At 66.8% G+C, this 11,832-nt stretch carries 11 protein-coding genes; all 11 read left to right on the top strand.

The genetic code is table 11. The annotated features are described in order from the left end of the window. Nucleotides 1–267 precede the first annotated feature (267 nt). A complete protein-coding gene (locus VV867_RS09240; protein WP_328566191.1) occupies nucleotides 268–1,809 on the top strand; it encodes an acetolactate synthase large subunit in 1,542 nt (513 codons plus the stop codon). A 10-nt stretch (nucleotides 1,810–1,819) separates the two neighbouring features. Further along, complete coding sequence (locus VV867_RS09235; RefSeq protein ID WP_328566190.1) at nucleotides 1,820–3,310, top strand: aldehyde dehydrogenase family protein; 1,491 nt, start codon at nucleotides 1,820–1,822, stop codon at nucleotides 3,308–3,310. A 25-nt stretch (nucleotides 3,311–3,335) separates the two neighbouring features. Beyond that, a complete protein-coding gene (locus VV867_RS09230; protein WP_328566189.1) occupies nucleotides 3,336–4,130 on the top strand; it encodes an SDR family NAD(P)-dependent oxidoreductase in 795 nt (264 codons plus the stop codon). Between the two features lie 13 nt (nucleotides 4,131–4,143). Then, nucleotides 4,144–5,184 carry a WD40/YVTN/BNR-like repeat-containing protein gene (locus tag VV867_RS09225; RefSeq protein WP_328566188.1) on the top strand — a complete coding sequence of 347 codons (1,041 nt, stop codon included), beginning with the start codon at nucleotides 4,144–4,146 and terminating at the stop codon, nucleotides 5,182–5,184. Nucleotides 5,185–5,194: 10 nt separating this feature from the next. Continuing rightward, complete coding sequence (locus tag VV867_RS09220; protein WP_328566187.1) at nucleotides 5,195–5,644, top strand: VOC family protein; 450 nt, start codon at nucleotides 5,195–5,197, stop codon at nucleotides 5,642–5,644. Between the two features lie 12 nt (nucleotides 5,645–5,656). Beyond that, a complete protein-coding gene (locus VV867_RS09215) occupies nucleotides 5,657–6,259 on the top strand; it encodes an amino acid synthesis family protein (protein ID WP_328566186.1) in 603 nt (200 codons plus the stop codon). Between the two features lie 23 nt (nucleotides 6,260–6,282). Beyond that, the gene (locus VV867_RS09210) at nucleotides 6,283–7,131 is read left to right on the top strand and encodes an alpha/beta fold hydrolase (RefSeq protein WP_328566185.1); all 849 of its coding nucleotides are present in this window, start codon (nucleotides 6,283–6,285) and stop codon (nucleotides 7,129–7,131) included. A gap of 20 nt (nucleotides 7,132–7,151) precedes the next feature. Continuing rightward, complete coding sequence (locus tag VV867_RS09205; RefSeq protein WP_328566184.1) at nucleotides 7,152–8,756, top strand: bifunctional 3-(3-hydroxy-phenyl)propionate/3-hydroxycinnamic acid hydroxylase; 1,605 nt, start codon at nucleotides 7,152–7,154, stop codon at nucleotides 8,754–8,756. Then, nucleotides 8,753–9,523: a 2-keto-4-pentenoate hydratase gene (locus VV867_RS09200; RefSeq protein ID WP_328566183.1), complete on the top strand. Its 771-nt coding sequence runs from the start codon at nucleotides 8,753–8,755 to the stop codon at nucleotides 9,521–9,523. Before VV867_RS09205 ends, VV867_RS09200 begins: the two co-directional genes overlap by 4 nt. A gap of 78 nt (nucleotides 9,524–9,601) precedes the next feature. Further along, nucleotides 9,602–10,549: a helix-turn-helix domain-containing protein gene (locus VV867_RS09195; protein WP_328566182.1), complete on the top strand. Its 948-nt coding sequence runs from the start codon at nucleotides 9,602–9,604 to the stop codon at nucleotides 10,547–10,549. A gap of 68 nt (nucleotides 10,550–10,617) precedes the next feature. Beyond that, nucleotides 10,618–11,823 carry a multidrug effflux MFS transporter gene (locus tag VV867_RS09190; protein WP_328566181.1) on the top strand — a complete coding sequence of 402 codons (1,206 nt, stop codon included), beginning with the start codon at nucleotides 10,618–10,620 and terminating at the stop codon, nucleotides 11,821–11,823. Nucleotides 11,824–11,832: the final 9 nt, after the last annotated feature.

Genomic DNA, 11,832 nt, shown 5'->3' with positions numbered 1-11,832 from the left:
GCGGACGACGGCGCCGGGTTCGCTGGCAGCACTATTGGGCAGCAGCCATGGGCTTTCAAGAGTACTGCCCGTGCTGGCATGCCTCCTTTCCTTGCCGCCACGAGATCGGTGGCTTGGGAAAGGGTGCCTTCTCCTGGCGGATATTAGCGCTCAAAAAATCTCATTTGTCTCTTATTTTGAGAGTTTTTATCAAAAAATATTGTTGGTTGATTTTCGCTGTGCAATAAATCTCATCACTCGCAACCAACCCAGTCGAGAGCTAGAAACATGAATGGTGCCGAATTGCTGGTCAGGGCCGCCGCGGCCAGCGGGATCGAATACTGCTTCGCCAATCCTGGAACCACGGAGATTCCACTGGTCGCCGCCATGGCCGCGGAGCCTGCGCTGAAACCGGTGCTTTCGCTGTTCGAAGGCGTATGCACCGGCGCCGCCGATGGTTACGGGCGCATTGCAGGCAAGCCAGCGATGACACTGACCCATCTCGGTCCCGGCTTTGCCAATGGCATCGCCAACCTGCATAACGCCCGTCGTGCGAACACCCCGATCGTCAATGTCATCGGTGATCACGCCTCCTGGCACGTCAACTACGACCCGCCGCTGGCCAGCGATATCGAGGCCCTGGCGCGGACCGTGTCCGGCTGGGTGCGTACTTCGCGCCGTGCCGCCGGCATCGGCGAGGATTTCTTCTGTGCCGTACAGGCTGCCTGGCAGCCGCGTGGCCAGGTCGCCAGTCTGGTGCTGCCCATGGACCTGCAGGCGCGCGACATAGTGTTCGACGACGCTTTCCCCAGGCCGACGCCGCCGGTTCGACGCTTAGCCAGCGACAAGGTCGAGGCTGTTGCGCGCCAAATGCGCGCCGGCAAGCGCCTGGTGTTCATCGTCGGTGACGAAGGGCTGTCCGTCGCCGGGCTGCAAGCGGCGGGGCGCCTTGCCGGCCTGCCCGGCGTGCGTCTGTTCGCCGAGACCTTCCCGCGCCTGAGCTACCGCGGTGGTGGCTTGCCGGACCTGGACCGGCTGCCGTACTTCCCCGAGGTGGCCATCGAAGTCCTCAACCAGTACGACGCCGTGGTCTGCGCCGGAGTGCCGGAGCCGATCAGCTATTTCGGTTACGAAGGCATTCCCTCCCGGCTGGCCGAGCGCGACCGCCTGCTCTGCCTGGCCGAGGTTGGCGACGACGTCAGCGGTGCACTGGCAGCCCTGGCCGAGGTGCTCGATGCGCCGGCCTTCGTGCCGGCGCGGGTGGGTGTCCAGTTGCCCGCCGCGCAGGAGCGGTTGACGCCGCAATCGGTCGGCCGGGTGCTCGCCGCGGCGTTGCCGGAGGATTGCATCGTCTCGGTGGAGGGCGGCACCTGTGGCTACCCGTTCTTCACCGCTTCGGCTAACGCGGCACGCCATCGGGTGTTGACCAACACCGGCGGCGCCATCGGCCAGGGTATCCCCGTGGGCTTCGGCGCGGCGCTGGCCGAGCGCGGCAACCGGGTGTTCTGCCTGCAGTCCGACGGCAGTGCCCAGTACACCATCCAGACCTTGTGGAGCATCGCCCGGGAGCAGTTGCCGGTGGTGATCCTGATCGCCGCCAACCACCGCTACGCGATCCTGCAGAACGAGCTGCGCCGCTTCGGCCTGAGCGAACTCGGCCCCCAGGCCCTGGCGCTCACCGAGCTGGATCGCCCGCGGGTGGACTGGAAGGCCTTGGCCAAGGGTTATGGCGTGCCGGCCAGCAGCGTGCGCAGCAATGCCGAGCTGCAGCGTGCATTGGCCGACGCCGTCGCCTCGGCAGGGCCCTGCCTGATCGAGATGGAGCTTTGAGGAGCGCGTGATGAGCGAGATCGAACTTTTACCCGCGGTACGCGAGTTCCTGGCAAAGCCCCAGGGCCTGTATATCGGCGGCAGTTGGCAGGCCGCTGCCGCCGGTCGCCGCTTCGCCGTGGAGAACCCGGCCAGCGAGGCGTTGTTGTGCGAAGTCGCCGAGGGCGACGAGCGGGACGTGGACGCCGCGGTGGCTGCCGCCCGCGCGGCATTCGAGGGGCCCTGGCGGCGCGAGTCTCCGGCGCGCCGGGGGCTGTTGCTGTTCCGTCTGGCGGAGCTGATCGACGCGCATGCCGAGGAGCTGGCGCAACTGATCACCCTGGAGAACGGCAAGCCGATTGCCAATGCCCGCGGCGAGGCGGTCAGCGCGGCCAATATCGTGCGCTATTTCGCCGGCTGGCCGACCAAGATCGAGGGCAGCACGCTGCCGGTGTCGCCGGCCAGCGGCACGCCGATGCTCAACTACACGCTGCGCGAGCCGGTGGGTGTCTGCGCGCTGATCGTACCCTGGAACTTCCCCCTGACCATGTGCGTGTGGAAGCTCGGCCCGGCCCTGGCCACCGGCTGCACCGCGGTGCTCAAGCCCGCCGAGCAGACGCCGCTGGTGGCCGTGCGCCTGGTGCAACTGATCGAGGCGGCGGGCTTCCCGCCCGGCGTGGTCAACCTGCTCACCGGCTTCGGCGTGCGCACCGGCGCCCCGCTGGCGCAGCATGCCGACGTGGACAAGATCGCCTTCACCGGCTCGACCCAGGTCGGCCGGCTGATCGCCCAGGCCGCCACCGGCAACATGAAGAAGGTCTCCCTGGAGCTGGGGGGCAAATCGCCGAACATCATCCTGCCGGACGCCGACATCGCCCGCGCGGCGAAAGGCGCCGCCGACGGCATCTTCTACAACCAGGGCCAGGTTTGCACCGCCGGTTCCCGCCTGTACGTGCACGAGAGTGTGCTCGACCAGGTGCTGGCCGAGTTGCGCCGGCATGCCCGCGCCCATGTGCTCGGCCCCGGCCTGGACCCGCGCAGCAGCATGGGGCCGCTGGTCTCGGAACGGCAGCTGGGGACGGTCAACGGTTACCTGCAGCGTGGCCGGGAGGAGGGCGCCGAGCTGATCTGCGGCGGCCAGCGTCCGGCGCACCTGGAGAAGGGGCACTTCATCGAGCCGACGGTCTTCCTGGACCGGGCCGAGCGGGCCTGCGTCGCCCGCGAGGAAATCTTCGGCCCGGTGCTGACGGTGATGAGCTGGTCGGACATCGACGAACTGGTCCTGCGCGCCAACGATACCCCCTACGGCCTGGCCGCCGGGCTGTGGACCCGCGACCTGCGTTCGGCGCACCGCGTTGCCGCCGCGCTCAAGGCCGGCTCGGTATGGATCAACTGCTGGAACGTGGTCGACCCGGCCTCGCCTTTCGGTGGCTACAAGCAGTCCGGCTGGGGCCGGGAAATGAGCAAGAACGTGATCGACGCCTACACCGAGACGAAAAGCGTCTTCGTCGATCTCGCCTGACGAACCAACGACAAGAGGAGCGAACATGGATCTGGAACTGCAGGGCCGTGTGGCCATCGTCACCGGTGGCGGGATGGGAATCGGCAAGGAGGTCGCGCGCTTCCTGTCCGAGGAAGGCTGCAAGGTGGTGATCTGCGCCCGGCGCATGGAGTACCTCAGGCCGGCCGCCGAGGAAATCAGTGCGCAAACCGGCAACGAGGTACTGCCGTTGTACTGCGACACCAACGACATGTCGGCGGTGGCCGACATGGTCAGCGAAACCAAGCGCCATTTCGGCCGCATCGACATCCTGGTCAACGGCGCCGCCGCGCCTTCCGGGGTGGTGCGCAACGACATCGAGCACGCCGGCGACGACGAGCTGCTGTCCGACCTGAACACCAAGGTGATCGGCTACTTCCGTTGTGCCAAGGCGGTGACCCCGCACATGAAGGCGGGCGGCTTCGGCCGCATCATCAACATCGGTGGCCTGACCGGGCGCGGCAGCAAGGTATTGTCCGGCATGCGCAACCTGGCCATCGCCCACATGACCAAGACCCTCTCCGACCAACTGGGGCCGTTCGGCATCACCGTCAACCTGATCCACCCCGGCGTGGTCGACACCCCGCACATCCAGGAGCTGTACGAGCGCGAAGGCCTGAAGCAAGGCAAGACGCCCGAGCAGGTCGAGCAGGGCTACATCGATGCCACGCCGATCCGCCGCACCCTGCAGCCCATCGAGATGGGCTGGTTGATCGGTTTCCTCGCTTCGCCGAAGGCGGGCGCGGTCACCGGCGAATCCATCGGCATCGACGGCGGGCTGACCCGCGGCATCTTCATCTGAGGAGGTTGCAGCAATGAGTAACGGAACCTTTCTGGTCGCGACCGTCGGCCAGGCCGTCATCCGCAGTGCCGACGAGGGCCACAGCTGGCATCGCCTGGGCCTCGGCCAGCCGCTGGAGTTCGATGCCATCACCCGTTCGCTGAGCGTCAGCCCGGCGGCGCCTGAAGTCATCTACGCCGGTGCGGACATCGGCCTGATCGTCAGCCGCGATGTCGGTGGCACCTGGGCGCTGGTGGATTCGCCCTTCAATGGGCAGACGGTATGGAAGGTCGCAGTCGATCCCCAGGACCCGCAGCGTATCTTCGTCGGCACCGGCGCGCCCTCGCGGGCCGTGCTCTGGCGCACGCTGGACGGTGGTGCGAGTTGGTATCGCGTTCCGGTGGAAATCCCCGAGTTCTGCGCCGGGGTCAGCCGTCCGCGGCTGCTGGCCTTTGCCTACGATCCAACCGAGCGCAACCAGGTCTGGTTCGGCCTGGAGGAGGGCGGCCTGTTCCACAGCCGCGACGGTGGCGACACTTTCGAGCGCATCGACGATCGCCTGCTGTGGGACTACAACTCCGACATCCACAACATCGTGGTGTTGCCCAACCATGGCCGGAAGGTGATCGTGGTGGTTTGCGTCAACGCCATCTACCGCAGCTTCGACGAAGGCGCCAGCTGGACCGGGATCGTCGCCAAGGAGGCTTTCGGCCTCTACTACGCCCGCGTGCTGAACGCACCGCCCGGCACCGAGGACACCCTCTACCTGAGCATCTCCGACGGCACGCCGGGCACCACCAGCAAGGTTCTGGTCTCCCGTGACGCTGCCGAGAGCTGGGAAATCCTGCCATTGCCCCAGCAGCCGAACTCCTGTGTCTGGGCGATCGCCTTCAACCCGGCCAACCCGCGGCAGATCGTGGCCGGCACCAAGTACGGCCATCTGTTCACCTCGGAAAACGGCGGCGATAGCTGGCAGAAGCAGTGGCGCGAGTTCAGCGAGATCGCTGACGTGCTGTGGACGCCTGCCGTGGCGCAGATCAAGTCGGGACACCAATCCGTCATCAACAAGAAGTGAGGTGCACGCGATGAAATTCGAAGTCGTTCGTACCCATCTGTCGCTGTTCGTCAGCGACCCGGACGTCTCGGCGCGCTGGTACGCCGATGTGCTCGGCATGCATGAGTCGGCCCGTGGCGAGAGCTGGATCATGATGGCGTTCGGCAGCAAGCACCACGATATCGCCCTGATCAAGGCCGCGCCCGGCGCCCACCAGGGTGGCCTGGGCCTGCAGCACTACGGGCTGGAAATCGCCGGCGACATGGACACCCTGCGCCAGCTCTACGGCATGTTGCTGAACAAGGGCGTCGAGGTGGTGAAGATCACCGATCACGAAATCGGCAACGGCGTGTATTTCAACGACCCCGACGGCAACCGCCTGGAGTTCTTCCTCGAAACCGACCACGACGACGAGCGGGCCAAGGCTCGCTTCAAGGCGGCCGGTGCGCCCAGTCGCAACATCCATCTCGACCCACTCTGAGAGCGCTCTCCAATGAAACCGAGCAATTTTTCCAACTACCACATCCGCAAATGGTACAGCTTCGCCGAGGAAACCCTGGCCAACGAGAGTGGCCAGCTGGCCGACGGTGAACCGCTGTTCAAATACGTCATCGCCGCGGCCATCCACAACCCCTATGCCGGGCGCTTCAGCGAAAGCCTGGCCGAGCTGATCGAGAATTCGCCGGAGCTGGGCCACGAGTTCGGCCGCCGTATCCGCGAGCTGGCCGGCGATCGCGCCATCGTCAGCTACGGCAAGGCCTGCCTGGTGGGCAGCAACGGCGAATACGAGCACGGCAACGCGTTCCTGACCAACCCGGCTGCAGACCCGGTACGCGTGGCGCTGGGCGGTGGCAAGTCCTGGGTGCCTTCCACCGGCAAGCGCGGTGCCCCCGGGGCGACCATCGACGTGCCGCTGGCGCACAAGGACGCGCTCTACGTGCGCTCCCACTACGACACCGTGTCGGTCTCCTTCGGCGACGGCCCGGCCGCCGACGAAGTCATCGTCATCTGGGCCTTCGCCACCCGTGGCCGGCTGCGCGCCCGGCTGGGCGGGCTGCGTGCAGAGGACATCCAGGGCGACAACGGCCTGACCTGATGACAAGCTGTGGGAGGATAGCGATGTCCACGCAAAGCCAGTTCTTCACCAATCGCTCCGGCCTGCGCTTGCACTATCTGAGCTGGGGGCGCCAGGATGGCGTTCCGGTGGTTCTGCTCCATGGCCTGCGCGCCTATGCGCAGACCTGGGAGCCATTGGCCAGCGCCCTGGGCGACGGGTTCCGCTGCCATGCGCTCGACCAGCGTGGCCGTGGCCTGAGCGATTGGGCCGAACCTTCGAGCTATCGCACCGAGGCCTATGTCCGGGATCTGGAGGACTTGGTCGCCCACCTCGGGCTGGAGCGTTTCATCCTGGTCGGCCACTCGCTGGGCGGGGCAAACGCACTGGAATATGCAAGGCAGCACCCGGGACGGTTGCTGGCGCTGGTTATCGAGGACATAGGCCCCGGTTCGTCGAGTGCGGGCGATGGTGCCGAGCGGATTCGCCGCGAGATGCGCGAGACACCGCTGCTGTTCGCCGACTGGGACGCGGCAAGGGCGTTCTGGCGCAGGTCTCGCCCTGGGCTGTCGGAGCAGGGGCTGGCCTCCCGGCTGGCCCATAGCATGCGGGAGACCCCGGACGGGATCACCTGGCGGCACGACCAGCAGGGCATTGCCCAGGCGCGCCTGAGCATCGCGCCCACCGACCTCTGGCCGGCGATCAGGGCGCTGGATTGTCCGAGCCTGTTCATCCGCGGAGGACGTTCGGACTTTCTGCCCCCGGCGACCGTGGCCGCGATGAGCGAGGCCAACCCCCATATCCGTACGGTAGAGATCGCCGACGCCAGCCATTACGTGCACGATGACCAGAGCGAAAGGTTCAACGCCGTCGTGGCTGGCTACCTGGCAGGTCTGCCTGAACGACAACAATAAGACAGCGGTGAGAAGAGAGCATGAAACGGGAGAATACTCAGGTCGTGATCGTCGGCGGCGGGCCGAACGGCATCACTGCTGCCCATTACATGGGCCTGTACGGCATCGACTGCGTGGTACTGGAACTCTCGCAAGGCATCCTGCCCTATCCGCGGGCAGTGGGCATGGACGACGAGGCGCTGCGGGTACTGCAGACCGTGGGCGTCGCCGAGGTGGCGCACCGCGACATGATCGCCAACGTGCCGCTGCGTTACTACAACACCCGCGGCGTGTGCTTCGCCGAGGTGAAGCCGAGCACCGCCGACTATGGCTGGCCGATGCGCAACATCTTCATGCAGCAGTTGCTCGAGGGCACCCTGCGTGACGAGCTGGCCAGGCGCGAAAGCGTCGACCTGCGCCAGGGGCACGAGATGCTCGAGCTGCGCCAGGACGGCGAGGGCGTCACGCTCAAGGTCAAGGATGCCGCCGGCGAGCCCTACGAGCTGCGCGCCCAGTACGTGATCGGCGCCGACGGTGGCCGCTCCTGCGTGCGCAAGCAGCTCGGCATCGAGCTGGTCGGCCTGACCCACCCGCGCAAGTGGGTGGTGGTCGATGCCGCCAACGATACGCTGGATGCGCCCTACACCGCATTGCATGCCGACCCGCAGCGGCCTTTCGTGTGCATCTACCTGCCGTACCGACAGCGCCGCTGGGAGTTCATGCTGCTGGAGGGCGAGGACGAGACGAAGATGTGCGAGGAGGGCAACATTCGCCGGCTGATCCGTGGCCACATCGGCGATGCGGTGGATCAGCTGGAGATCGTGCGGATCCGCGCCTACACCCACAACTCGCGGGTGGCGGAGCGCTTCGTATCCGGGCGGGTGGCGCTGATCGGCGATGCCGCACACATTACCCCGCCCTGGGCCGGGCAGGGGCTGAACTCGGGCCTGCGCGACGTAGCCAACCTCTGCTGGAAGCTGGCCGCGGTGCTCAAGGGCCGCGCGAAGGCCTCGATCATCGAGACCTACGACCAGGAGCGCCGTGGCCATGCCACCGACCTGATCGCCCTGGCCGACAACATGGGCGCGGTGCTCGGCCTGACCAACCCGCTGATGGCCGGGGTGCGCGACTGGCTGTTCCAGGCGGTCGGCACCGTCGACAACCTGCGCTCGCATCTGGTCGAGTTCAAGTTCAAGCCCAGGGCGACCATCAGCAAGGGGTTGGTACACCACGAGCGGCCGGACGTGCAGGAGGGCGACCTGGTCGGCCAGCTGTTCATCCAGCCCTGTGTCGAGAACGCTGCGGGAGAGCGCCTGCGCCTGGATGAGGTTCTCGGGCCCTGGTACTCGGTGATCGGCTTCCGCACCGACCCGACGCAGGGGCTGAGCACCGAGACGCGGGCATTCTGGGAGCGCCTGGAGACGTGCTTCGTCCAGGTCAACCGCTCGCGTAGCGGCAACCGTGGCCAACCGCTTCGTGCAGACGGTGTAATCAGCGTGGAGGACGTGGACAACCGGCTGGCGGACTGGTTCGGCAAGGCCCGCGACAGCATCGTGGTGGTGCGCCCGGACCGCTTCGTGGCGGCGATCACCACGCCGGAGCGCCTGGAGGCCGTGCTGGCCAAGCTGGCAGGGCAGCTGTCATGAACAGCATCGATAACCTCCTGACCGAGCTGCGTCGGGCAAGGCTGATCGCGATGGCCTTGCCCGCGCTGTCCGACCCCGAGGCGTTGGCGGTGCAGCAGGGCTATGGCCTGCAGTGGTCAGCCCTGCAGGAGCGGCTGGAGGAAGGTGAGACGCTGAGCGGCTGGAAGGTCGCCTTTGCCGGCGCCCTGGCGCAAGCGCGCTTCGGCCTGAGCGAGCCCGTCTACGGTGCACTGACCAGCGGCATGCGCGTGGCGCCGCACAGCAGGGTCGCATTGGTGCACTTGATCCAGCCCAAGCTGGAGGTCGAGATGGCCTTCCGGCTGGGGCGGAACATTGCCCCCGGAGCCTACAGCGACGAGCAGTTGCTCGATGCCATCGACGGGGTTGCCCCGGCCTTCGAGATCGCCGATAGCCGCTGGCGCGACTGGAGCTTCGAAGCCGGCGCTTTCCTGGCCGACAATGCTGCGGCGGCGATGTACTGCCTGGGCCCGTGGCAGGCCTTCGATCCCGGGCGCCACGCGCAGGTGGCGTACCGCCTGGAGCGCAATGGCGAAACCCTGGGCGCTGGCGATAGCGCCGACCGGGCCGATACACCGCTGGTCAACCTGTGCTGGCTGCTGCGTCGTCTGCTGGCCGATGGCAGGCCGTTGCTGGCTGGGCAGGTGGTGCTTTCCGGTGCCCTGTTGCCACCGCTGGATATCCGCCTCGGGGAATACCGGTTGCATGCTCTGGGCTCGGAGCTGGTCCTGGGCTTCGATGCGGTTTGAGGGAAAGTGCCGCGTCAGGGATGACCCAATCGCCTTGTGGGTTGACCATGAGAGCCATGGCTCAGAGGAGCGCTGATCATGTTTGCCGAAGTTCGTTCCTTTACTGATTCCCAGCAGCATGCCGGCGCCATTCCGGGGTGGTGCCAAACCTATGATCAATTGGGCCGAGGTTGCCTTTCCAGCGAGTTGCGCCAGGTTTCGGCGGAGCGCTTCCAGATCTTCCAGGAGGTCCTGGACAAACGCGTCGTGCAGCATGGCCAGGCACCCAGGGGGCGCTTTTGCATCGCGATGTCGCTGGGGACCGGACGGGCCCCGGTGTCACAGGGGCACGAAGTCGGCGCCCACAGCGTGGTACTGCTGCGCGATGGGGAGGAGTTCCTCCTGCATGCGCCGGAAGGCACCCGTTTCTTCGCAGTGAACGTCGATACCGTTCGCTTCGCGCGGCTGGCCGCGTTCGAGCTCTCCGGCGAGCAGCTCCAGTTGTTGAAAAGCATGCCGCAGATAGGTGTGTCCGACGGCGTGCTGCGGCGCGTTCAGCAAAGGATCCAGCCGGTTTTCGAAAGCTTGCTGCAACGGGCAGGGACGGTCGGCAGCGCTTCGGAAAAGATGCTCGAGGATACGTTGCTGGATACCTTCCTCGATCTGTTCAGCAATGCCTGGGACGAGAGGAGGGGGCGACGCAGCAACTTCGCTGTCAGCGCCTACCTGGTGAAGCGGAGCCAGGAACTGGCCCTGTCCAACGCCGACACGCCCGTCAGCATTCTCGACCTGTGCGAGCAACTGCGGGTCAGCCGCAGGACCTTGCAGAACAGCTTCCAGGTGGTGGTTGGCATCCGCCCCGTCGAATACCTGCGGAACATCCGGCTGAATGCGGTCCGCCGACGGCTGATCAGTACCTCGGCGGCGGACTTCAACGTCGGCGAGATAGCCGCGGAAATGGGCTTCTTCCACCTGAGCCATTTCGCTGGCAGCTACCGGGAACTGTTCGGCGAGTACCCGTCGCAGACGCCCCGCGCTTCCGTCTGATAACGGGCCTGCTACGGCCGTCGGTTGCGCGGCGGCCAGCCTTGCGTCCATTCGCTTCCGGAGTCTGCATGACAACCCGCCCGGGACCACCCCTGGTCCTTCTGGCCGCCCTGACGGCATTCGTTCCCCTGTCCATCGACGCCTACCTGCCCGCGCTCCCGGCCATCGCCCGGGGGCTCGCCGCCGACAGCGCCCAGGTGCAGCTCAGCCTGAGCATCTTCCTGCTCGGGCTGTGCCTGGGCATGCTCGCCTACGGCCCGCTTTCCGATCGCTACGGCCGCCGCCCGCTGCTGCTCGGCGGCATCGCCCTGTACCTGGCGGCGACCCTGCTCTGCATGTTCGCCGGCAGCATCCAGCAACTGCTCGCCGGGCGCTTTCTCCAGGCCCTCGGTGGCGCCGCCTCGGCGGTCCTGGCCCGGGCCATCGTCCGCGACCTGTTCCCGTTGAACCAGGCCGCCAGGACCCTGTCGCTGATGCACATGATCACCATGGGCGCGACGCTGCTGGCACCCATCGTGGGTGGCCTGCTCATGGTCCTGCAGGGATGGCGGGCGATTTTCCTGGTGCTTTGCGTGCTCGGCGGCGCCTGCCTGCTCTGCTCCCTGGCGCGCCTGGAGGAGACGTTGGCCCCCGAGCGCCGCAGCGATTCCGTCCTCCAGGCGTTCAGGGCCTATGGGCATCTCCTGCGTGAACCTCTGGCCCTGGCCTATGTGGGGTGCAACGGCCTGTCCCTGGCGGGCATGTTCGCTTTCATCACCGCATCGCCCTTCGTCTACATGAATTACTTCCAGGTATCGCCGCAGGTGTATTCGTGGTTGGTGGGGGCGAATATCGCCGGGGTGATAGCGCTCACGCTGCTCAACGCCAGGCTGGTGCCCCGCACCGGGCCGCGGAGGATGATCGCCGCCGGCGCGGCGAGCACCCTGGTGGCCAGCGCCGGGTTGCTGTTCTGCGGTATGACCGGCCTCGGCGGGTTGCCGGCCATCGTCGCTTTCGTCGTGCTCTACGTCGGCAGCACCGGCCTCTTCGGGGCCAACTGCATCGCCACCCTGATGGCCCTCTACCCAGGCAGGGCCGGCGCCGTGGCGGCCCTCGCGGTGGCCGGCCAGTTCGCCCTGGGGGCGTTGTGCAGCGCCTGGGTCGGGAGCCTGGGCGACCGGACGCCGGCGGCCATGTGCCAGGTCATGGCCGCCACCGGCCTTGCTTGCGTGTTCTTCCACGCAATGGCCCGCAGGCTGGAAAGAAAAGCGGGGGCCCAGGTCGTTCGCGAGTAGCTGTTCGCG

It is taken from the genome of Pseudomonas sp. JH-2 (assembly GCF_036231725.1).
Classification (GTDB): domain Bacteria; phylum Pseudomonadota; class Gammaproteobacteria; order Pseudomonadales; family Pseudomonadaceae; genus Pseudomonas; species Pseudomonas delhiensis.
This window is presented reverse-complemented; position numbering and strand designations above follow the sequence as displayed.

Coding starts and splice junctions, on each gene's coding strand:
- VV867_RS09190 (WP_328566181.1), top strand. CDS start 10,618: ATGACAACCCGCCCGGGACCACCCCTGGTCCTTCTGGCCGCCCTGACG.
- VV867_RS09195 (WP_328566182.1), top strand. CDS start 9,602: ATGTTTGCCGAAGTTCGTTCCTTTACTGATTCCCAGCAGCATGCCGGC.
- VV867_RS09220 (WP_328566187.1), top strand. CDS start 5,195: ATGAAATTCGAAGTCGTTCGTACCCATCTGTCGCTGTTCGTCAGCGAC.
- VV867_RS09205 (WP_328566184.1), top strand. CDS start 7,152: ATGAAACGGGAGAATACTCAGGTCGTGATCGTCGGCGGCGGGCCGAAC.
- VV867_RS09230 (WP_328566189.1), top strand. CDS start 3,336: ATGGATCTGGAACTGCAGGGCCGTGTGGCCATCGTCACCGGTGGCGGG.
- VV867_RS09215 (WP_328566186.1), top strand. CDS start 5,657: ATGAAACCGAGCAATTTTTCCAACTACCACATCCGCAAATGGTACAGC.
- VV867_RS09225 (WP_328566188.1), top strand. CDS start 4,144: ATGAGTAACGGAACCTTTCTGGTCGCGACCGTCGGCCAGGCCGTCATC.
- VV867_RS09235 (WP_328566190.1), top strand. CDS start 1,820: ATGAGCGAGATCGAACTTTTACCCGCGGTACGCGAGTTCCTGGCAAAG.
- VV867_RS09210 (WP_328566185.1), top strand. CDS start 6,283: ATGTCCACGCAAAGCCAGTTCTTCACCAATCGCTCCGGCCTGCGCTTG.
- VV867_RS09200 (WP_328566183.1), top strand. CDS start 8,753: ATGAACAGCATCGATAACCTCCTGACCGAGCTGCGTCGGGCAAGGCTG.
- VV867_RS09240 (WP_328566191.1), top strand. CDS start 268: ATGAATGGTGCCGAATTGCTGGTCAGGGCCGCCGCGGCCAGCGGGATC.